Origin of the sequence: Solirubrobacter pauli (assembly GCF_003633755.1) — a bacterium.
In the GTDB taxonomy this organism is placed as follows: Bacteria; Actinomycetota; Thermoleophilia; order Solirubrobacterales; family Solirubrobacteraceae; genus Solirubrobacter; species Solirubrobacter pauli.
Map to the genome: position 1 here is coordinate 4,107,463 of NZ_RBIL01000001.1, position 22,072 is coordinate 4,129,534.

Here is a 22,072-nt window from a genome sequence, read left to right on the forward strand (position 1 = left end):
TCCGCCGCGGCCCCGCGTGCATCAGGCGCTTACGGTGTCGTGGTCGACAGCGTGAACGTCAGGGTCTTGCTGTAGGTGCCGCGGCGCAGGCCGTCGCCCTCGGCGATCGGCTGCTTGAACGCCAGCGGCACGGACTGCGTGCCGAACGGACCCGTCCAGGCCTTCAGCGTGGTCGGCGCGGCGGAGCCGCCGACCGGCGCGTCGTTGACCTGCAGGGCCTGCGGCAGCGCGAACGCGCCGTTGACGAGCTTGCCCGTGTTGGTCGTGTCCGCGTCGGACACGGTCAGGCGGGCGTCGCCGGCGGAGGAGGTGACCTTCGCCTCCGCCGTGGTGGTGTAGTCCTTCGCCACGCCCGGCATGAACGTGCCGAGGCTGATCGGCCCCGTGAGGTTCAACGCCAGCACGCCCGGAACCTCGCCGCCGATGACGACGGGCACCTGGGTGCTGCTCGCGCGGACCTTGATCACGAGCTCCTTGACGGCCTCGACGAGCCCGGCCTGGTCGGTCGAGCGGTAGCGGATCGTGTGCTCGCCCTCGGGCGCCACGAACGGCGCCGTGTAGGTCTGCCACGCGCCGCCGTCGATCGCGAACTCGGTCTTGGCGACGCCCGAGCCGGTCCCGTCGGTCGCGGCCAGCGTGATCGTCGGAGCCGCCGCGTACCAGCCGTCCGCGCCGGGCTGGGCCGAGGCGGTGGCCGTCGTGACCGGCGCCTCGGTGTCGGCCGCGCCAATGCGGAAGTACTCGAAGTCCACGTCGATCGGGGCCGCCTGCGCCGGGCCGATGCCCATCAGGCCGATCGCCGGGTTGCTCAGGGCGACCGTCACCGACCCGGGCGACTGCACCCAGGTCGTGCCGTCCGCGCTGATCGCGCCGGTGTAGGTGTTGCCCTTCTTGGTCAGGCGCAGCCACCACGTGTCCGTGGCGGACGCGGGCGGCTCGATGTCACCCGCGCCGGTGGGACCGAAGGCCCCGCCGCCGTTCTCGCCGCGCAGCTCGACCCGTCGCACCTTCGCGGCGCCCGGGTCGTTGTCGGCCACGACGTCGTACTTGACGTAGTGGTCGACGTCGCTGAACAGCATGAAGCCGGCCAGCTGCCAGGCGTCGCCGAGCGGCGCCGTCATCTTCGTCTCGGCCACCCAGTCGCCGCTCGGCGGCGTCTGGAGGATGAGGTTCTCGATCGGCCCGTTGTCGGCGCCGCTGATGTCGGCGTCGAACGTGCGGATGCGGAGCTTGCCGTCGACGAGCTTGACGCGGTTCGAGTTCCAGCCGTGGATCTTGTCCCAGCGGCAGCCGTCGATCGAGGTGCCGTCGAACTCGTCGTTCGCGGCCGGCTTCGGCTTCGCCTCGTCCGGGGTGACCCGGAACCAGTCGAAGGCCGCGGTCTTGTTCTGGGCGTCGGTGTCACCGGCGGCGAGCAGCCCGATCGAGCTGTTGGCCTTCAGCGGCGCAGTGGCGCCCATGTTCGTCCAGTCCGTGCCGTTCGTCGAGTAGGCGCCCGTCAGGGTGCCGTTCGCGTTCGTCAGGCGCAGGTGGATCGTGGCGGGGTGGTCCGTGGCCACGTAGGCGTTGCCGCCGTGCGCGGTCCGCGAGCCGTTCGTCTCGGTCCAGAACTCCACGAAGCGCCGCCCGTCCTGATGGCGGGTGAACGAGAGCTTCGTGTAGTTGTCGTCGTCGACGTGAAGCACGAGGCCGGCGTACTGCCAGTAGTTGTCGTGGTCGAGCGTCACCTTCGTCGTCGCCTGCCAGTTGCCGGCGGGCGTCTTCTGGGCGACGTGGGAGACGGGCGCCGTGTTGGCGCCGTCGATGTCGCCGTTGGTCACGGCGAGGTTGAGCGCGCCGTTCGTGACGGCGGGAGCGCTCGCGGCCGGGCCACGGGCGGTCGTCCAACGCGCGCGGTTCAGCGCGCCGTCGAACTCGTCCGAGGCTGTCGGCGCGCAGCCCGGAGCCGGCGTCGTCGGCTCCTCGGGCTCACCCGGGACCTCCGGGTCGGTGTCGAGGTTCCAGTTGGTGAACTTGGCCGTCGCGCGCGTCCCGCTGATGTGCGAGACGACGAACAGGCCGATGTCCTGCGTGGTCGTGGCCGCGGGGATCGTCGTCGTGACGCCGACCTGCGTCCACTCGGTGCCGTTGCGTGAGCAGTAGACCGAGAACTGCTTGCCGAACTTCTCGACCTTCAGCCACGTGGGCGCGCTGCCCGTGCCACAGCCGTTGGCCACCGGCTCACCCGAGTCGTTGACCTGGCCGTTGCCGCCGGCGTCGTGCATGAACTCGGCTTCGCCGTTGCCCTTCTCGCCGATGACGAGGTAGCCCTTGTTGTCGTTGCCGCCACCCTGCGGGATCTGGTTGCGGACGATGATGCCCGCCTTGCCGCTCGCGTGGGTGCCGTCGAACTCGGCCACCTTGACGGTCGCGACGAAGTTCTCGCCGACACCGCCCGGCAGGTAGACCGCGCCGAACTCGTTGGCGGCCTGCCACAGGTCCGCGCCGGCGGCGGACACGGTGAACTCGTCACCGACCTTGTCGAACGCCGCGTCGACGTTCGCGAACGTCTCCCACGGCGGGCGGACGCCGGACTCGCCGACCGAGAAGCGCACCTTGCGCGAGTCGTTCGTGAGGCCCTTGCTGTTGGTGGCGACCGCGTGGACGGCGTAGAACTTCTCCGTCGTCTGGTTCCACGTGGTGGTGTACGGCGCGGACGTGTCCTCGCCGATCTTCTGCCCGTCGACGAAGAACTCGACCTTCGTGATCTGGTTCTCGGCGTCGGTGGCGTCGGCCGTGAAGGTCACGGCGCCGGGCGTCACCGCGGCGTTCTCCGTCGGGGCGGTGATCTTCACCGTGGGACGGGTCTCGGGCGAGAGGCCCTTGCCGTTGACCTCGAAGAAGTTCAGCCGGAAGTTCGCGGTGCCCTTGAACACCAGGAACAGGCTCATCGAGGCCTTGTCGGCCGGCGCCGGGATCGTGACGTCGGTCCAGCGGTTGACGCTGCCCGTGGCCGGCACGGTGGCCGTGCCGAGCAGCGCGCCCTCCGGGCTGTCCTTGCGCAGCTCGATCGAGCCGCCCGCGGCCTGGGCCGCGACGCGGAACGTGATCGAGTCGATGCCGGTGAAGTTGACGGGCTCGTAGGACGCCCAGTCACCGTTGCTCAGGTTGCTCAGCGCGGAGGTGCCTTCGGCGTCGCCGGAGGCCTCGGCGGTGTCGGTGCCGAGGCGGCCGTCGGCGTGCTCGGCCTCCTTGCGCTTGGGCTGCAGGACGATCGTGTCCGTGCCGGTGAGCGCGGGCACGTCGCCGTCGCCCTTGTCGGTGTAGCGGGCGTCGAGCGCGAAGAACACCTTCATGTCCTCCGAGTGGCCCGTGCCCAGGTCGGTCACGACCGAGCCCGTCTTGCCGCGGTACTCGAGCAGCGGGTGCGCGTGGTCGTCATGGCCGAGCGCCGGCTGGACGATCAGGTTCTGGTAGTCGACCGTGTCCTCGGCGTCGGTGACCTCCACGTCCCAGTTCACGCGGTCGCCCCACTCGACGAAGCCGCCGTTCAGCGGCCCCTTGAACTTCACCGTCGGCTTGGTGTTGCCGACCGTGACCAGCACCACCGTCGTGCCGGTCTTGCCGGCCGGGTCGGTGACGGTCAGGCGCGCCTGGTAGACGCCCGGCGTCGTGTACTGGTGCGTCGGGTTGGCGAGCGTGGAGTCGGTGGTCCCGTTGCCGTCGAAGTCCCACGCGTACGTGAGCGCGCCGCCCTCGGGGTCGGACGAGCTCACGCTCGAGAACGTGACCGTCAGCGGCTCCTGGCCGTTGTCGGGCGTGGCCGTCGCGGACGCGATCGGCGACCGCGAGCCGTTGATGTAGTCGATCCGGTAGATGCCGGAGTTCGGGTTGTCACGGCCGTAGCCGCCGCCCCACTCGAGCGCGTACAGCGAGCCGTCCGGGCCGAACGACAGCGACTGCGGCGCCAGGAACGACGTGTTCGGCATGAACGGGTTGACCTTCTCGACCTTGCCACCCTCGCCGAGCTGGACGGTCCAGACCTTGTTGCGGGCCCAGTCGTAGTAGAAGGCCTTGCCGTCGTAGGAGGCCGGGAACTTCGTGTCCGACGTCGAGGCGGCGTTGTAGTCGTAGAACGGGCCGCCCATCGGGGCCAGGCCGCCGCCCGCGGCGATCGCCGGCACCGACGTCTTGCGGTAGCCGTACCACATATCCGGCGCCTTGGCCGGCGGCAGCTCACGCAGACCCGTGTTCTTGATCGAGTCGTTGATCGGCTTGGCGCAGTCGAAGAACGGGCCGACCGTGGGCGTCGGCGTCATGTAGTCGACGTCGCGGAACGGCTCGTTGTTGCCCATGCACAGCGGCCAGCCGTAGTTGCCCGGCTCCTTGATGATGTTGTACTCGACGATGCCCGCCGGGCCGCGGGTGGCCGGGGCGTCGTTGGAGTTGTCGGGCGCGTAGTCGGCGACGCCGATCCAGCCCGTGTTCGGGTCCACCGAGAACTTCCACGGGTTGCGGAAGCCCATCGCGTAGATCTCGGGGCGGGTCTTCTCGGTCCCGACCGGGAACAGGTTGCCGGCGGGGATGTCGTAGCCGCCGTCGGCCTTCGGCTTGACGCGCAGGATCTTGCCGCGCAGGTCGTTCGTGTTGGCCGACGTCTCGCGGGCGTCCCACATGCGGTCGGCGCGCTCGGAGAGCGGGGCGTAGCCGCCCGACGGCTCCGAGTGCGGGTTGACGTCGTCGCCGACGCCGAGCAGCAGGTTGCCCTGCAGGTCGAAGTCGAGGTTGCCGCCGGTGTGGCCGGGCTCGTCGGGCTCGCGGGAGGCGGGGACCTCGATGATCAGCTTGGCCGACGCCGGATCGATCGTGCTCGTGGCGTCGACGGTGAAGCGCGTGACACGGCTCTTGAAGTTGGCCGGGTCGCTGTTGTTGGACGAGTTGGGCGCGTGGTAGACGTAGACCCAGCCGTTCTCGGCGAACTTCGGGTCGAGCGCGATGCCCATCAGGCCGTCCTCACCGCCCGAGTAGACGTTCAGCGTGATCGCGGTCTTGACGCTCCTGGTCTTCGGGTCGTAGACGCGGATCTGGCCGCGCACGAGCTCGGTGAAGAACACGCGGCCGTCCGGCGCCACGTCGAGCGCGAACGGCGCGCTCGTGTTCTCGTCCAGCGCGACCTTCTCGAAGTTCGAGTTGATCGTGCCGCCGCAGTCGCCGGCCTCGACACCCGCGGCCCACTTGACGCCGCCGATGATGTGCTGCAGGAGCGCGGGCTCCTGGAAGTGGGCGCCGAAGTGGCCCATGCCCGTCACCCAGGCGCGACCGCCGTCGTACGGCTTGCACCACGAGATCGGGTGGTCGTACCCCATCTTGTTGCCGCCGGCGTCGTAGGTCGACTCGTCGAGCGACAGCAGCACGTGCGCGTTGCCGCGGACGTTGGTGGCGAAGTTGTACCACTCGTCGTTGCGCGTCCAGCGGTCGGCCAGCGGCTGCGTCGACGGGTGCGCCTTGTCCTCGCGGATGACCTGCGCGGTCAAGCCGCCGACGCCCGAGCTCCATGGCGGTGGATCACCCGCGGGCGGGGTGCTGCCGGTCGCGGCGTGGCCCGGCATGAGCGAGCCGATCAGGTCGTCCCACCACTTGTAGTTGCCGCGCATGTCCGTCGCGTTGTGGATGGCGACGATGCCGCCGCCCGCGCGCTGGTACTTCTCGAGCGCGACCTTCTCGGCCGCGGTCCACGGATCACCCGACGTCTGGAACATCACCAGCGCGTCGAAGCGGGCGAGGTCCGCGTCGTTGAAGATCGACGAGTCCTCCGTGTGCTCGGACGTGACGCCGGCCTGCTCGAGCGCCGCGCGCAGCAGCGGGGTGCCGTTCGTGATCGCGTCCGTGTGCCGGAACGCGGCCGTCTCCGTGAAGACGAGCACGTGCGCCGGCGCGGCCGGCTGCTTGAGCTCCGCCAGCGGCGCGGTCGACGCCCATCCCGGAGTGCTTGCGCCCATCAGGGCCGCGGCGTTCATCGCCGGGGCGTGCGAGTGCGCAGCGCCCGTGTCGTGTGCCTGTGCGGAGCCCGCCAGGACCCCCGCGCACGTTGCTGCCAGCACTGCGCCCTTGAGCGCAGTTCTCCCGATCCTTCTCACGACTCTCCTCCGTCGGCGCGACGCGCGGGTGCATCACGCGTAAGCCAGTCCAACTACGGCCGAAGATACCAGCGAATCTACGCATAAGTCGCAAGTCTTTTGTTCTTGGACCGTCAAATGGTCCATGTGGGTCTCACGCGCCGTTCGCGTGGTCAGCGGTCGGCGACGGCCGACACCCGCCAGTCGCCGGGACCGATCTCGCGCAGCGACAAGGTGCACCGGCCGACGTGGACCGTCGCCAGCGGCGGGTCGAAGCGCTGGATGCGAACGCCGTCCGGGTCGGCCGCGCCGCACGCGCGCACCTGCGGGGCGGCCGTGTCGCAGCGGAACGCCTTCACCGGCTCGCCGGTGAGCGCGGTGCAGGCGCCGCGCCGGTCACCGGTCTCGGCCAGCCGGACGTAGGTGAGCGCGACCGCGGCCGGGATGACCTCGAGCGAGGTGCTGCGGGGCGCGTGTCCGTCGCCGCCGAACGACACCAGGCGCGGGCCGAGCCCGACGAGCAGCACGAGCACGAGGAGCGCGGCGACGGCGACCAGTGGACGCCGCTCGCCGATGCGGATGAGCCGATCCACGTCAGTCGAACTCGATGATCGCCTCGGCGCGGTCGAAGCGGCCGGCGGCGAGGTCGGCGGTGGGGACGCCGATGTACAGCTCACCGTCCAGCGCGTCGGTCTGCAGCAGCACGGTCCAGTCCGCGGCCGTCCCGCCGCCGAGCTCGGCGAGGGAGCCGAGGTTGTCGTCGTTCTGCCAGGTCGGCCAGCCGAGCAGCTGGCCCTCGCTGTTCAGCCAGCCCTGCTCGGCGGCGAGGCGCTCCCGGAGCGACCAGAGCGCCTCCCAGTCGTAGTCGGTCCCGAGCCGGTCGGGCGTGGTCAAGCCGACCGTCGGCACGACCCGCTGCCGGTGCAGCTCGCCGTACTCGTTCAGGTCGGGTGGGGAGTCCCGGACCTCGACCGCGCCGACGGAACGCAGGACGCGGCATGCGCCCGCGTCGTCGAATCCGCCGTTCTCCGGGTCGACGTCGCAGAAGATGTGGAGGTGGCCGTCGCGCGGGCCTGGCCAGACGGCGGGGTCGAGGTCCGTAAGGGCGAGCTGGGCGATGAACGTCATCGGCCCGTGGGGACCGGTGGGCCAGCGTGTGCCGGCGGGCAGCGCCGGACGGCCGCCGATCCAGCTCGCGCTCTCCTTGTCCGTGGCGAGAAGGGCGATTCCGGGCCGGGCCGCCTTGGCCAGCTGCGCGCCGGAGGCCTCGAGGGGCGTGTCGTCCGTCAGCTCGACCACGCGCTGCGGGTCGAGTACGGCGCGCTCCTCGCGCAGCGTGGCGTACCGGGGCGAGTCGGCAAGCGCTTCGGTCGGGGCGGCGAGCCGTCGGAGGTGCAGCCTGTCGGGATCGACACCGCGGCCCGAGACGGCGACCAGCGCCGTGCCGACCTGGGCGACGGCGGCCCACGACGTGCCCGCCGCGGCGAACGCGAACGGCCGCTTGACGCCGTCGACGAGCAGCGAGCGCGTCGACGAGACGACCTTCGCGTCGGGGTCGTCGAAGTCCTCCGCCTGCTCGGCCGCCTCGGCGCGCAGGTCGTGCTCGTACTCGTCGACGGGCTCGGAGTCGACGTAGAGCTCGGTGTCCGCTTCGACGCTGGTCAGGCGCACGTCGCTGGGCGGCAGCTCGCCCCCATCGGGCGCGTGACCGTAGCCGCCGAGCTCCATCGGCATGCCTTCGACCGTGTACACGGGGAAGGTGATCGCGCCGAGCACCTTGCGCTGCTCGGCGTCCCACTCGTCCGTGACCGCGGTCGGCGCCGCCCGCGGGCTCGCGTCCTGGTTGCCACAGCCCGCGAGCAACGCGCCGATTGCGGCGAAGGTCACGGACGCGCGTCGCACATCCTGACCACTACCCGCTATCGGGCGGTGATCACGCCCTGGCGTGGGCTGAACAGGTACGCCAGCAGGAACAACACGGTGAGCACGACGACGATCATGCCGCCCGTGGACGCGTCGAAGTGGTAGCTGAGGTAGGTGCCGAGCACGGTCGACAGCACGCCGGTGCCGATCGCCAGCGCGAGCATCTTGTCGAAGCGGTCGGTGAGCAGGTAGGCGGTCGCGCCGGGCGTGATCAGCATCGCGACCACGAGCACGATCCCGACGGCCTGCAGCGCGACGATCACGGTCAGCGCCAGCGCACCCAGCAGGACCATCTCCAGCCGCCGCGGCGAGATCCCGATCGCGTGCGCGTGCACCGGATCGAACGCGTAGAGCACGAGCGACTTGCGCAGGAGCAGCAGCGCAGCGATCACGAGCGCGCCGAGCACGAGCACCTGGAGGATGTCGCCGTCGCTGACGCCGAGCACGTTGCCGAAGAGGATGTGGAAGAGGTCGACCTGCGACGGGATCACGCTCACCAGCACGAGCCCGAGGGCGAACAGGCCGGTGAAGACGATGCCGATCGCGGCGTCCTCCTTCACGCGGCTGGTGCGGTTCAGGCCGCCGATCAGGCCGACCGCGCCCGCGCCGAACAGGAACGCGCCCGCGGCGAACGGCGCGCCGATCACGTAGCTCAGCACCACGCCGGGGAGGACCGCGTGCGAGACGGCATCGCCCATCAGCGACCAGCCGAGCAGCGTCAGCCAGCACGACAGCACCGCGCACGCGACGCCGACCACGACGGCGACGAGCATCGCCCGCTGCATGAACTCGAACGTCAGCGGTTCCAGGAGCAGCTCGTTCATGCGCGCAGCGCCTCCTGCGGCACGAAGCCGCCGAACGCCTCGGCCAGGAGGTCCGGCCGCAGCGTCTCGTCGACCTCGCCGTGGGCGATGATGCGGCGGTTGATCAGCGCGACCTGGTCGCACAGTGCCGGCACCGCGACGAGGTCGTGCGTGGAGACGACGACCGTACGGCCCTCGGCGGCGAGGTCGCGCAGCAGCTGCGTGATCGTCGCCTCGCTGCGCTTGTCGACGCCGGCGAACGGCTCGTCGAGGAACAGCAGCTCGGCGCCCTGGGCGAGCCCGCGGGCGACGAACGCGCGCTTGCGCTGCCCGCCGGAGAGGGCGCCGATCTGGCGGTCGCGCAGGTCCCCGAGCTCGACGCGCTCCAGCGCCTCGCTCACCCGCCGGCGGTCCTCCGCGCGCGTGCGGCGACGCCAGCCGAGCTGCCCGTAGCGGCCCATGGTCACGACCTCCTCGACCGAGACGGGGAACGCCCAGTCGACGTCCTCGCTCTGCGGCGCGTAGGCGACGCGGCCGCTGCGGCGCGCCTGGTCGGGCGCGTCGTCGAACAGGCGCACGTCGCCCGAATCCAGCTTCACGAGGCCCATCAGCGCCTTGAACAGCGTCGACTTGCCCGAGCCGTTCATGCCGATCAGCCCGTGCACGAGGCCGGGTTCGACGGTCAGGTCCAGGCCGTCGAGCGCGAGGGTGTCGCCGTAGCGGACCCGCAGGCCGGTGGCGGTGATGGCGTGGGTCATGTGGAGGCTCCCGTGAGGCCGGCGATGATCGTGTCCGCGTCGCGGCGGAGCAGGTCCAAGTAGGTCGGGACCGGGCCGCCGGCCTCCGACAGCGAGTCGACGTACAGCACCCCGGCGAAGCGCGCGCCCGACTCGCGGGCGACCTGCTTCTGCGCCTTGTCGGAGACCGTCGACTCGCAGAAGATCGCGGGCACCTGCCGCTCGCGCACGAACCGCACGGTCGACGCGATCTGCTGCGGCGTGCCCTCCTGCTCGGCGTTGACCGGCCACAGGTAGCGCTCGGTCAGGCCGAAGTCGCGCGCCATGTAGGAGAACGCGCCCTCGCAGGTGACGAGCGCGCGGCGCTGTGGCGGCAGCGCGGCGAGCTCGCGCCGGACGGTCGCGCCGACCTCGTCGAGCGCGCCGCTGTACTCCCGCGCGTTGGCGGCGAAGACCGGCGCCCCGGCGGGGTCGAGCTCGGTCAGCGCCTTGCGGATGTTCTCGACGTAGACCTTCGCGTTCGCGACCGACATCCACGCGTGCGGGTTCGGCTTGCCCGCGTACTCGCTCTCGCCGGCGATCGGGATCGGCTCGACCCCTTCGGAGAGCGTCACGTGCTTCGCGTCGGCCAGGTCGACGAACTGCTCGAACCAGCGCTCGAGCCCCATCCCGTTCTGCAGCACGAGGTCGGAGGTGGCGGCGTGCTTGAGGTCGGACGGCGTCGGCTCGTAGCCGTGGATCTCGGCGCCGGGCTTGGTGATCGACGCCACCTCGATCCGGTCGCCACCCACCTGGCGGACCATGTCGGCGACGACGGTGAAGGTCGTCAGCACCTTCGGCTTGCCCGAGTCCTCGCTGTCCGCGGCCCCGCAACCCGACAGCACGAGCGCGAGCGCTCCCGCGGCCACGACGGCACGAAGCAAGTTAGACATGCCTAAAAAGCTAGCGCATCAGCCCTAACTTCCCAGTTAAGGGACGGATGATCGGGGTGGGGCGGAGGGGATGTTCCCCTTCACTGAACGGCTGAAGTCTTCTTTCGGCGCCCGCGAGGCTTGCCGCCCGCGGCCTCGACGAGCTCGGCCAGCGCGTCACGCAGGGCCTGCCCGAGGTCCTCGATGTCGGTGAGGTTGTCGTAGTCGCCGAGCAGGCCGAAGTCCATGCCGCCGTTGTAGGACATGACCGCCACGGCCAGCGACTGGTTCTCGGGCAGGAACGCGATCGGGTACGTGTTCAGCAGCTCGCGGCCGAGGATGTAGATCGGGAACTGCGGCCCGGGGACGTTGGTCACGAGCAGGTTGAACAGCCGCGTGGAGAACTGCAGCCGGCTCGCCTGGGCGAGGATCGTGGGCGGGGCGAGCGCCTCCAGCCCGGTGATCGCGGCCGCGCCGACCGCCTGCTTGGACTCCTTCAGGCCGTCCATCGCCTGGCGCACGACGCGCAGCCGCGCGACGGGGTCCTCGACGTAGACGGGCAGCGGCCCGCGCATGACGACGATGCGGTTGCCGAGCTGGCCCTGGTCGTCCTTCGTGCGCACGGACACCGGCACGAGCGCGCGCAGCTCGAGGCCCTCGGTACGCACGCCGCGGGAGCGCAGCCAGGTGCGCAGGCCGCCGGCGACCACGGTCAGCACGACGTCGTTGACGGTGCCGCCGAGCGTGTTCTTGACGAGCTTGAAGTCGTCGAGGTCGTTGCGGACGAACGACAGTCGGCGGTGCGGGCCGATCGGGACGTTGAGCGGCGTCTCCGGCGCGGGGTTCAGGCCGGCCCACGCGACTTCGCCGATGCCCTCCAACGCCTCCTTGACGTGGTCGAGTGAGGATGCCGGGCGCGTGGCGGCGGAGAGCGCGCCGTTGGCGAGCTCGAGCGGCAGCTTGAGCAGCCCCTTGATCCCGCGCGCGGCGAGCTGCGCCGCGTGCGGCTCCGGCTGCGCGGCCCACGGCTCGCCCTCGTGCGAGACGATCTGCGGGACGGGCGAGAGGTCGAACAGCACGGTCATCAGGTCGACGCCGCTGATGCCGTCGACGAGCGCGTGGTGGGTCTTGGAGATGAGCGCGAAGCGCCCGTCCTCGAGGCCCTGCACGAGCCACAGCTCCCACAGCGGCTTCGCGCGGTCGAGCCGCTGCGAGTGGATGCGGGCGGCGAGCGCGCGCAACTGCTCGGGCGAGCCGGGGGACGGCAGCGCCGTGTGGCGGACGTGGTACTCGAGGTTGAAGCTTGCGTCGTCGATCCAGATCGGCCGGCCGGTCTCCAGCGGCGGGACCGCGAGCTTCTGGCGATAGCGCGGCACGAGGTGCAGTCGCGAGCGGATGTGGTTGAGGAAGTCCTCGTACGACGGCGGTGGACCCTCGAGGATGAGGACCGCGCCGATGTGCATGTGGCTGTTCGCCCGTTCCTGTGCGAGGAAGGACGCGTCAACGGCTGAGAGCCGGTCTCCGTGCGCCTGCGCCATCGATGCGAGAGCCTAACTGAGCGCTCCGACCAGCCCAACCATGACGGCGACGACCATCACAGCGGTTAACACGCGCTCGTAGTGGTCGGAGGCGGCGAGCCGTCTGAACGCCCGCCGGCCGACGAGGTGCGCGACGGCGACCGCCGGGATGAGCCCGAGCACGAGCGCGGCGTCGGGCAGCGCGGGTGTGCCGGTGGCGGCGAGCGCGACCGCCCCGATCAGCGCGAGGCCGATGAAGGTCGTGGTGAGCGTGTCGCGGACCTGCTCGGGCGTCACGCCGCGGCCGAGCAGGTGCAGGAGCATCGGCGGCCCGTTGGTCGACGTCGAGGTCGTGAGCGCGCCGGCGGCGAACCCGGCGAGCGGCGCGGGCACGTGCGCGGTCTTGACCTGGCGCGCGACGAGCGTGCCGAGCACGCCGAGCGTCACCGCCACCTGCAGCGCCACCTCCGGCAGCGCGCGCAGCACGACGACGCCGAGGAGCGCGCCGGGAGCGGCCGCGATCAGCATGGTCGTCACCGCGCGGCGCAGCGGTCGTGGCCGGCGGCGCTCCGTCCCGAGCGTGAGCAGGTTGACCTCGAACCCGAGGATCAGCAGCAGCCCGACGGCGGGCTCGGCGTCCAGCGCGGCGAACACCAGCGGCGCGGCGACGAGGCTGAACCCGAACCCGGTCGCCGCCTGCAGCACGGTGCCCAAGGCGATGGACGCGCAGGCGGCGGCGAGAAGCACGCCAGGAAGTTAAACGTCCAGGACGCTTAAGCGACGGGAAGTTAAACGTCCAGGACGTTTAAGCGACTTAAGCGACGAGCTCGTCCGCGACCCAGCGGGCGACGCCCTCCGGGTACGGGGCGGGGAGGCCGAAGATGACGTGGGTGAAGCCCGCGCGCACGGCTGCGGCGACCGCCTCGCGGGTGCGGGCCGGGTCGTCGTAGCTGACCGGGAGGTGGATCGAACGCGTGAGCGTCGCCGGGTCGCGGCCGAGCTCGTCGAGCAGGCGGTCCATCGTCGCGCTGCGCTCGAGCGCGTCGGCGAAGTCCGCGCCCGGCACGTTCCACAGGTCCGCGTGCTCGGCGACGACGCGCAGCACCGACTTCGAGCGACCGCCGATCATCAGCGGCGGGTGCGGCGACTGCACCGGCTTGGGGTTGCCGAACGCGCCCTTGAGCTGGTGGTAGGTGCCGTCGAAGTCGAACGGCTCCTCCTCCGTCCAGACGCGCTTGATGATCGTGCACGCCTCCGCGAGACTGCCGATCGCGTGCTTCGCGTCGTGGAACGGCAGGCCGTGCGCGTCGTACTCACGGCGCGCGCCCGGCCAGCTGGGGCGCGAGCCGGCGCCGAGGCCGAGGTCCAGCCGGCCGTCGCTCACGACGTCGACCGTCGCCGCCATCTTGGCGAGCAGCGCGGGTGGCCGGATGCGGTTGGACGTGACCAGGACGCCGACGCGCAGGCGCGACGTTTGGGCCGCCAGCGCCGACAGCAGCGTCCAGCCCTCGAAGACGGGGCCGAGCGGGTCGCCACCGATCGGCAGCAGGTGGTCGAACAGCCACGCGTGCTCGATCTCGGGGATCGCGTCCGCCTCCAGCCAGACGCGCTGGACGTCGCGGTAGTCGACCTGCTGGGGCGCGGTCATGATCCCGAACCGCGGCTGAGGAGAAGCGGATAGCATGTCCGCTTCAGCTTAGCGGATACCCTCTCCACATAAAGGGCCAGACCCTTTAATGTTGCTTCAGGTACGGACGAAGGCGTTCGCGCGGCGTTCGCGGTCGCGCTGGGCGATGGCTTCGTTGGGCTTGTCGCGCCAGCCGTGGAACGCGCGGGCCGCGGCGGCGCGCGGCGTGTCGACGATCGGCGCGGGCTCCGGGGGCGCGGCGGGCGCGGTCGCGACGAAGATCGCCGTCGGCTCCTCCTCCACGTAGTCGGCGTCGATGTAGTCCTTCTCCGAGGTCATGGCGACGTGCCAGATGCCGAGCGTCGGACCGCTCGCGACGACGATCGCGGCGATCGTGAACGTCAGCGGCGTGGCGGGCCACACGCCGTAGAGCCAGCCGGCGACGGCGGCGGCGAGGAAGAACGGGCTGGCGAGCGCAGCGAGGAGGGAGAGGGCTCGAGACGTCACACGCGCTGTATCGGCGCGACGGCCGTCGGGCTTGATGGGGTCCCGACCCGGGTATCGCGCCTCAATGGCTGCCTACGCGGACACGTCCGGGCCGACCGAGCGGGAGGGAAGCCCGCTCGCCGCCGGCATCACGAAGAAGACGCTGCTGCTGTTCATCGTCGGGGACATCCTCGGCGGCGGGATCTACGCGCGGACGGGCGAGGTGGCCGGCGAGATCGGCGGCGCGATCTGGACCGGGTTCCTGCTCGCGGCGATCGTCGCGGGGTTCACCGCCGCCTCCTACGCGGAGCTCGTGAGCAAGTACCCGCAGGCCGCCGGTGCGGCGCTGTACATCCACAAGGCGTTCAACAAGGAGCTGCTGACGTTCGTCGTCGCGTTCGCGGTCATGTGCTCGGGCCTGGCGTCCGCCGCCGCGCTGGCGACGGCCTTCGGCGGCGACTACCTGAGCCAGTTCGTCGAGCTGCCGCAGATCCTCGTCGGCCTCGTCGTGATCGGCGTGGTCACGGCGATCAACTTCCGCGGCATCAAGGAGTCCGCGGGCTTCAACGTCGTCTGCACGCTGATCGAGATCGCCGGCCTGTTCCTGGTCGTGGTGATCGGCGCGACGTTCCTGTTCGACGGCGGCGGCGACGTCGGCCGCGCGCTCGAGTTCAACGACGACGCCACGCCCGCGCTGCTGATGGTCGCCGGCGCGTCGATCGCCTTCTACGCGCTGATCGGCTTCGAGGACGCGGTCAACGTCGCCGAGGAGACGCAGGACTCGACGCGCACGTTCCCGCGCACGCTGTTCACCGGCCTCGCGATCGCCGGCGGCATCTACCTGCTGGTGACGCTGATCGCCGGCATGGCCGTGCCCGCGAACACGCTCGCGAAGTCCGACGGCCCGCTGCTCGAGGTCGTCACGCAGGGTCCGCTCGCGGTCAACAGCAAGGTGTTCGCCGCGATCGCCCTGTTCGCGCTCATCAACGGCTGCCTGCTGAACCTGATCATGGCCAGCCGCCTGATGTACGGCATGGCGCGCGAGAAGGTCGTCCCCGAGGTGCTCGGCACGGTCCATCGCGGGCGCCGCACCCCGTGGGTGGCGATCGCGTTCACGGCCTCCATCGCCGCCGTGCTGGTCGTCATCGGCGACCTCACGACGCTCGCCGACACGACCGTCCTGCTGCTGCTCCTGGTGTTCATCGGGGTCCACGTCGCGCTGCTGCGCCTGCGCGGCGAGCCGGTCGACCACGAGCACTTCAGGGCGCCGATCGTGCTGCCGTACCTCGGGATCATCACGTGCGCCGGACTCGCGGTCCAGTCCGTCACCGACGATCCCAAGCTCGTCCTGTGGGCCGGCGGCCTGATCGTGTTCGGCCTGATCCTCTGGGTGGTCGAGCGCGCCGTGCGATGATCGACGCATGGCATGGGACTTCGCCACCGAGCCTGAGTTCCAGGAGCACCTGGACTGGATGCGCGCCCTCGTCCGCGACGAGGTGTGGCCGATCGAGACCGTCTTCGACGACCTCGGATACGACGGGTTCAAGCGCGCGATCGCGCCGCTCCAGGACCGGGTGAAGGAGCGCGGCCTGTGGGCCGCGCACCTGCCACCCGACCTCGGGGGGCAAGGCTACGGGCAGGTCAAGCTCGGGCTGATGCACGAGATCCTCGGCACGAGCCCGCTCGCGCCCGCCGTGTTCGGGAACGCCGCGCCCGACAGCGGCAACAGCGAGATCCTCGCGCTGGCGGGCAGCAACGACCAGAAGGACCGCTACCTGCACCCGCTGCTCGCGGGCGACCTGCGCAGCGCGTTCTCCATGACCGAGCCGGAGACGGCGGGCAGCGACCCCACGCTTCTCCAGACCCGAGCCGTGAAGGACGGCGACGACTGGGTCATCAACGGCCACAAGTGGTTCTCCACCAACGGCTCGATCGCGGACTTCCTGATCGTGATGGCGGTCACCGACCCGGACGCGCGACCACACCAGCGCGCCTCGATGTTCATCGTCGACGCCGACACGCCGGGCGTGCACGTGGTCCGCGACGTCGCGACGATGGAGCACCCGGGCGAGAGCTTCGGCCACTACGGCAACCACGCGGAGATCCGCTACGAGGACGTCCGCGTGCCCGCCGACGCGCTCTTGGGCGGCGAAGGCGAGGGCTTCCTGATCGCCCAGCACCGGCTCGGCCCCGGGCGCATCCACCACGCCATGCGCTGGCTGGGCGTGTCCCGCCGCGCGTTCGACGCCCTGTGCGAGCGGGCGGTGTCGCGGCACGCCTTCGGCAGCGTGCTGGCCGACAAGCAGTCGATCCAGAACTTCGTCGCCGACTCGGCGGCGGAGATGCACGCGGCGCGGCTGATGACCCTGCACGCGGCCTGGAAGATGGACAACGAGGGCGCGAGCGCCGCCCGCACCGAGATCTCGATGATCAAGTTCTACGGGGCGCGCGTGCTCCACGACGTGATCGACCGCGCGATCCAGGTCCACGGGGCACTTGGGTACTCGACCGACCTACCCTTGGAGGCGATGTACCGCTACGCCCGCGCCGCGCGCCTCTACGACGGAGCCGACGAGGTCCACCGCCAGTCGGTGGCCCGCCGCGTGCTGCGCGGCTACGAGCCGACCGACGTGCCGTCTGAGCACGTCCCCACCCGCCGCGAGGCGGCCCGCGAGCGCTTCGCGGACCTGCTCGAGGCGGTGACCTCCAACGACTAGGAAGCCGATGCTCGCCACGCTGATGTGCGCCCTCGCCCTCGCGGCGTGTGGCGGGAGTGACGAGCCCCAGCCGACGACCTCGGCGCCGGACGTGCGGCCCACGGAGACGGCCCAGGCGGCCGCGGCCAAGCCCAAGGTCGACCGCTTCGACGAGGACCGCGCCTGGGCGCAGCTCGAGTACCAGGTCGACCTCGGCCCCCGTCCGGCCGGCTCGCCCGAGCTCGAGCAGCTCGCCGCCTACATCAAGAAGCGGCTCCCGCGCGGCAGGTACGAGCGCGTTCCCGGCGGGCTCACGAACGTCGTCGGCGAGATCCCCGGCAAGGGCAAGGCGATCGTGCTCGCCGCGCACTACGACACGAAGGACATCCCGGACTTCGTCGGCGCCAACGACGGCGCGGGCGGCACGGCCGGCGTCCTGGAGATCGCGCGTGTCATGAAGGGCATGAAGCGGCCCAAGAACGCGCCGCCGATCCGCTTCGTCTTCTTCGACGGCGAGGAGGCGACCGACGACGCCGACTTCTACGGCACCGGCGTCCGCGGCTCGAAGGCGTACGCCGACAAGCACCACAAGGACATCAAGGAGCTCGTCCTCCTCGACTTCATCGCCGACAAGGACCTCTCGATCCCGCGCGACGCGACCTCGGACGAGCAGATGTGGGCGAAGCTGCGCAAGGCCGCCAGGCAGGTCGGCTCCGAGCGCGCGTTCCCGGACGAGACCCAGGGCGAGGTCCTCGACGACCACACGCCGTTCCTGCGCAAGGGCGTGCCGGCGATCGACCTGATCGACTTCACCTTCGACTGCTGGCACCAGCCCTGCGACGACCTCACCGCCGTGTCCAAGGCGTCCCTGGACCTCAGCGGCGAGGCCGTCCTTCAGTACATGCTCACGGAGTGGCGCGGGCGCTAGGCCTCTTGTAGGTACGTCACCACCGCGAGCACGCGGCGGTGGTGGTCCTCCGTGGGTGGGAGGTCGAGCTTGTCGAAGACGTTGCGGATGTGCTTGGCGACGGTGGTCTCGGTGACGACGAGCCGGCGCGCGATCGCGGCGTTCGAATGGCCCTCCGCCATCAGCGCGAGCGTCTCCCGCTCGCGGCCCGTCAGGCGTTCCAGCGGGCGGCGCTGGAGCAGCCGCCGGACGACCTCCGGGTCGACGACGGTGCCGCCGTCGAGCACCTGGTGCAGGGCGTGGACGAGGGCGCGGACGTCCGCGACCCGGTCCTTGAGCAGGTAGCCGACCCCGCCTTGCTCGCCGGCCAGCAGCTCCGCCGCGTACGTCTGCTCGACGTACTGGGAGAGGACCACGATCTTCAGGTCGGGGTGGGTGCTTCGGAGCGCGAGCGCGGCGCGCAGGCCCTCGTCGCGGAAGGTCGGCGGCATGCGGACGTCGGTGATCACGAGCTGTGGTGCGTGCTCGTCGACGGCCCTGAGCAGCTGGGCGGCGTCCTCGACGGCGGCTTGCACCGTGAAGTCGAAGCGCTCGAGCATGCCGACGAGGCCGTCCCGGAGGAGGCCGCTGTCCTCGGCGATGACGGTCGTCACGGGCACGGGATCTCCGCCCGGATGATGGTCGGGCCGCCGGTCGGGGAGGAGAGCGTGAGCCGACCGCCGACGGCGGCGACGCGGTCACCGAGTCCGGCGAGGCCGCTCTTGGGGCGCGCGCCGCCCCGGCCGTCGTCGCTGACCTCGAGCGTCAGCGTGCGGTCCTCGAGCTGGACGGACAGCTCGACCTGCTCGGCCCGGCTGTGCTTGGCGGCGTTGGCGAGCGCTTCGGCGAGCACGAAGTACGCGGTGGTCTCGATGCTCTCCGGGAGCCGGTGCGGGAGCGCCGTGGTGTGGTGGATCGGGAGCGGCGAGCGGTCGGCGAGCGCCTCGATCGCGCCGGGGAGTCCGCGGTCGGCGAGCACGGGCGGGTGGATGCCGTGGATCAGGTCCCGCAGCTCGCGCATCGTGCTCGTGGCCTGCCGGTGGGCCTGGTCGACGAGCCGCTCGGCTTCGGTGTCGCTGCCTTCCAGCTCGATCCGGGCCAGGTCGAGCGTCATGGCGAGGTTGACGAGCTGCTGCTGCGCGCCGTCGTGCAGGTCGCGCTCGATCCGGCGGCGCTCGACGTCGAACGCGTCGATCAGGCGCAGGCGCGAGCTGGTGAGCTCGGTGACCTGGTGCTGCAGCTCGCCGTCGGTCGGGCTGAGCAGCTCGCGCGCGAGGAACGCGTGCACGGTGGCAAGGCCGACGGTCGCGTACGTGCCGACGGCGAGGATGACGATGCCGACGGGGACGGCGATCCACGCTTCGGCGGCCGTGTCGACGGTCACCACGCCCGCCGCGACGGGACCCTCGCCGAGCAGCGCGGGGCTGAGGACCAGCGCGAGGCCGCCGAGGCTCCAGCCGGCGAGGAAGAGGCACTCGAACGGCGCGGCGACCAGCCCGATCGCCGCGTGGGCGACCGTCTTCAGCTGCGGCCGCGCGGGCGGGATCGGCGGCCGGTCGAGGATCGTCACGAGCCGCCGCTCGAACGGGGCCGCGAACGTCGCGGCGGTCAGGTACGCGAGCAGGATCGGCACGGCGAGCGCGATCGTCCACCCGCCGCCGGCTGTCAAGAGCACGAGCAGCGCCCCGACGGCGGGCAGCGGCAGCCGGGCGGCCAGATACGCGACGGACCGCCACGGCGCGAGCATGGGGCGGATCGTAGTCACGACGGGCTGCCGACCACGGGGCGCATCGTGTGCCGCGCGGCGAGTGCGGAGGCCGTGACGGAGATCGCGGCGAACACGGCGATCAGCGTCGCCAGCAGGGCCCAGGGCAGCGCGATCGCGACCGGGCCCTGCAGCGACGCAGCGCCACGCTGCAGGCCGGCCACGATCAGCGCCGTGATCGCGCAGCCGAGCAGCCCGCCGACGAGCGTGACCGCGAGCGCCTCGGCGGCGACGAGGCGGACGACGTCGCGGCGCGTCGCGCCCGCGAGGCGCAGGAGGGCGAGCTCGTCGGCGCGCGCGACCGTGCCCGTGACGGCCGTCGCGGCGAGCGCGATCGCCACGTACAGCACCGCCACACCCAGGATCACGACCAGCGCCAGCGGGTTCATGTTGCTCGAGTCCGTGACGTCGTCGACCGTGCGCGTGACGGTCCCGCCCGTGACCCGCAGGCCCAGGCGGGTCGCGACGGCGCCGATGGCGCGCGCGTCGCCGCGCACGTAGACCGCGGTCGCGGCGCGGTCCCCGACGTGGCCGGCGAGCACGTCGTAGGGCACGTACAGCCCGACCGAGCCGAACCCGTCCGCGACGACCGCGATCACGCGCAACGTCCGCAGCTTCCCGTCCGGCAGGCGCACGCCGACCCGGTCGCCGACCTTCCGGCCGAGCTGCTTCGCCGCCAGCTCACCGAGCACGATCCCGTCGAACGGCACGAGCGACCCATCCAGCACGGGCGCGCGGAGCATCAGCGGCAACGCGGCGGGCTCCGCGCCGACCGCGCGCAGCAGCACGCCGCGCACGCGCACGTCCCCTTCGAGGGTCGCACCGAGGACGGGTGCGGGCGCGCGCGGCGAGGCCCCAGCGCGCGCGGTCGTGGCCGACGCCGCCTCGTCGGCCGCCGTCGCGGCTCGCAGCGCGGCCACGTCGGCCGTGGACAGGTCGCCGTCCGCCGTGACGACGAGCGCGGCCGGGTCCACGCGGGCGCGGGTCGCGGCGGCGTCGGACGCGCTGAGCGAGTTCACCATCGTCGCGAGCGCGCCGGTCAGGCCGATCGCGACCAGCACGGGCGCGGCGGTCGAGGCGGTGCGGCGGACGCCGGCGCGGGCGTGCTGGCGGATCAACAGGCCGCCGGCGCTGCGGAGCGGGAGCACGAGCAGCGCCACCAGTCGCGGGACGAGGAGCGGCGCGAGCAGCCCGAGGCCGACGATCGCCAGCGACGCGGTGCCGAAGGCCAGGGGCAGCTGCGCCTCGGGCTCGGCCTCGACGTCGAGCAGCGCGAGCGCGACCGCGCCGCCCAGCGACGGCAGCCCGAAGAGCCAGCGCGAGATCGTCATCACGCCGCGGTCGACCGCCGCGTCGCGCAGCGCCTCGGCCGGCCGGACCCGTGCGGCTCGGCGCGCCGCCAGCCACGCCCCGCACAGGCCGACGACGAACATGAAGCCGGCGCCGGCCGCGATCGCCGACGGCTGCGGCCGCACCGCCATGGACTCGGGAGCGAGCCCTTTGGCGACGATCCAGCGGCCGAGCAACGGCCCGGTGACGAGGCTCAGCAGCGCGCCCGCGCCACCGCCGGCGAGTCCGACGAGCGCGGCCTCGCGCATCACCAACCGCCGGACCTGGCGCGGCGTCGCCCCGACCGCGCGCAGCAGGCCGAGCTCCCGCCGCCGCAGCGCGACCGAGAACGCGAACGACGAGGCCGTGACGAACACCGCGACGAACGCGAGCGTCATCCCCATCAGCGACAGCAGCACGCTGGCCCCGGCCAGCGCGTCGCGCGCGGGGTTCGGCTCGGCCAGCGCGCGCCGCGAGCCCGTGAGCACGACGCCGCGCTCCCCGACGGCCTTCCGCACGGCCGGAGCGGCCGACCGCGGCCAGACGGCGAGCGCCTCGACCCGCGGCGCGAGCCGCGCGGCCTCGTCGTCGCCGAAGAACACCCCCTCGGCGACCCGCCCGACCACCCGCACGGTCCTCGGCCCGGCGGGCGTGACGAGCGACACCGCGGCGGGCGCCTCGGGCGTGGCGCCGCCCGCGCGCGGCGGCGGCGATCCGGTGGACGGGGCGGCGCCACCCGTGCGCGGTGGCGCCACCTTCGCGAGCGCGGACAGGTCCGGGCCGGCGACGATCTCGCCGCGCGCCGACGGCGGGCGGCCCGACAGCAGGCGTGTGTCCAACCGCGCCGACCACGGGCGAGCCGTCAACGCGACGCCGTGCGCGCGGACCACGATCGCGCGGTCGCGCACGACGCGCCGCACCTCGGGCAGCGCCGCCACGCGCGCGGCCAACGTCGCCCCGACGGCCGCCCGGCGGCGATACCGCTCCTCGGCCGAGCCGAGTGGCGCCGTGACGACGATCGGCGCGGCGGCGTACCGCGCCGGGCCGGAGTCGACGGCGTCCTCGGCCGCGACGAGCACGGCGCCCGCGCCGATGGCGAGCGCCGCGCCCAGCGCGAGCGCGACGAACGCCCCGGCCAGCGACGGCCACCGATCGCGCAGCGTGGCGAACGCGAGCCCGAACGTCACGCCGACGCCCCGAGGCGCGGCGAGCTGACGGGTGGCGCGGCGAGGGGCGG

16 protein-coding genes are annotated in these 22,072 nt (G+C 72.1%); 3 read left to right on the forward strand and 13 right to left on the reverse strand.

The window, feature by feature from the left end; all coding sequences use genetic code 11:
• Positions 1 to 29: 29 nt before the first annotated feature.
• The 10 genes from C8N24_RS19110 to C8N24_RS19155 form a co-directional block, all read right to left on the reverse strand.
• Entirely contained in the window at positions 30 to 5,996 is a 5,967-nt protein-coding gene (locus C8N24_RS19110; RefSeq protein WP_121252589.1) for a ThuA domain-containing protein, read from the reverse strand.
• A 272-nt stretch (positions 5,997 to 6,268) separates the two neighbouring features.
• Complete coding sequence (locus C8N24_RS19115; protein WP_121252591.1) at positions 6,269 to 6,688, reverse strand: hypothetical protein; 420 nt, start codon at positions 6,686 to 6,688, stop codon at positions 6,269 to 6,271.
• Position 6,689: 1 nt separating this feature from the next.
• Entirely contained in the window at positions 6,690 to 7,982 is a 1,293-nt protein-coding gene (locus tag C8N24_RS19120; protein ID WP_147447883.1) for a DUF1963 domain-containing protein, read from the reverse strand.
• 32 nt (positions 7,983 to 8,014) lie between these two features.
• Complete coding sequence (locus C8N24_RS19125) at positions 8,015 to 8,842, reverse strand: metal ABC transporter permease (RefSeq protein ID WP_121252595.1); 828 nt, start codon at positions 8,840 to 8,842, stop codon at positions 8,015 to 8,017.
• Positions 8,839 to 9,579: a metal ABC transporter ATP-binding protein gene (locus tag C8N24_RS19130; RefSeq protein WP_121252597.1), complete on the reverse strand. Its 741-nt coding sequence runs from the start codon at positions 9,577 to 9,579 to the stop codon at positions 8,839 to 8,841. Before C8N24_RS19130 ends, C8N24_RS19125 begins: the two co-directional genes overlap by 4 nt.
• Positions 9,576 to 10,490: a metal ABC transporter substrate-binding protein gene (locus tag C8N24_RS19135; protein ID WP_121252599.1), complete on the reverse strand. Its 915-nt coding sequence runs from the start codon at positions 10,488 to 10,490 to the stop codon at positions 9,576 to 9,578. The genes C8N24_RS19130 and C8N24_RS19135 overlap by 4 nt, the downstream gene beginning before the upstream one ends.
• An 80-nt stretch (positions 10,491 to 10,570) precedes the next feature.
• Positions 10,571 to 12,007: a WS/DGAT/MGAT family O-acyltransferase gene (locus tag C8N24_RS19140; protein ID WP_121252601.1), complete on the reverse strand. Its 1,437-nt coding sequence runs from the start codon at positions 12,005 to 12,007 to the stop codon at positions 10,571 to 10,573.
• Positions 12,008 to 12,019: 12 nt separating this feature from the next.
• On the reverse strand, positions 12,020 to 12,733 hold the full coding sequence (locus C8N24_RS19145; protein ID WP_121252603.1) for a TSUP family transporter: 714 nt from the start codon (positions 12,731 to 12,733) through the stop codon (positions 12,020 to 12,022).
• 67 nt (positions 12,734 to 12,800) lie between these two features.
• Entirely contained in the window at positions 12,801 to 13,634 is an 834-nt protein-coding gene (locus tag C8N24_RS19150) for an LLM class flavin-dependent oxidoreductase (RefSeq protein ID WP_211340020.1), read from the reverse strand.
• A 96-nt stretch (positions 13,635 to 13,730) separates the two neighbouring features.
• Entirely contained in the window at positions 13,731 to 14,120 is a 390-nt protein-coding gene (locus tag C8N24_RS19155) for a hypothetical protein (protein WP_121252608.1), read from the reverse strand.
• A 64-nt stretch (positions 14,121 to 14,184) separates the two neighbouring features.
• Here C8N24_RS19155 and C8N24_RS19160 point away from each other — a divergent pair, with 64 nt between their 5' ends.
• Genes C8N24_RS19160 through C8N24_RS19170 form a run of 3 tightly spaced genes read left to right on the forward strand, consistent with a single transcriptional unit; the run spans position 14,185 to position 17,723 of the window.
• On the forward strand, positions 14,185 to 15,513 hold the full coding sequence (locus C8N24_RS19160; RefSeq protein ID WP_121252610.1) for an APC family permease: 1,329 nt from the start codon (positions 14,185 to 14,187) through the stop codon (positions 15,511 to 15,513).
• A 7-nt stretch (positions 15,514 to 15,520) separates the two neighbouring features.
• Positions 15,521 to 16,816 (forward strand): acyl-CoA dehydrogenase family protein, encoded by a 1,296-nt coding sequence (locus tag C8N24_RS19165; protein ID WP_121252612.1) that lies wholly within the window; start codon positions 15,521 to 15,523, stop codon positions 16,814 to 16,816.
• Between the two features lie 7 nt (positions 16,817 to 16,823).
• On the forward strand, positions 16,824 to 17,723 hold the full coding sequence (locus C8N24_RS19170; protein ID WP_121252614.1) for a M28 family metallopeptidase: 900 nt from the start codon (positions 16,824 to 16,826) through the stop codon (positions 17,721 to 17,723).
• On the opposite strand, the gene C8N24_RS19175 is transcribed toward C8N24_RS19170, so the two are convergent.
• Genes C8N24_RS19175 through C8N24_RS19185 form a run of 3 tightly spaced genes read right to left on the reverse strand, consistent with a single transcriptional unit; the run spans position 17,720 to position 22,022 of the window.
• Positions 17,720 to 18,355 (reverse strand): response regulator transcription factor, encoded by a 636-nt coding sequence (locus C8N24_RS19175; RefSeq protein ID WP_211340021.1) that lies wholly within the window; start codon positions 18,353 to 18,355, stop codon positions 17,720 to 17,722. The two genes, C8N24_RS19170 and C8N24_RS19175, sit on opposite strands and share 4 nt — an antisense overlap.
• Entirely contained in the window at positions 18,352 to 19,488 is a 1,137-nt protein-coding gene (locus C8N24_RS19180) for a sensor histidine kinase (protein WP_121252616.1), read from the reverse strand. Before C8N24_RS19180 ends, C8N24_RS19175 begins: the two co-directional genes overlap by 4 nt.
• Positions 19,489 to 19,502: 14 nt before the next feature.
• Complete coding sequence (locus tag C8N24_RS19185; RefSeq protein WP_121252618.1) at positions 19,503 to 22,022, reverse strand: FtsX-like permease family protein; 2,520 nt, start codon at positions 22,020 to 22,022, stop codon at positions 19,503 to 19,505.
• Positions 22,023 to 22,072: the final 50 nt, after the last annotated feature.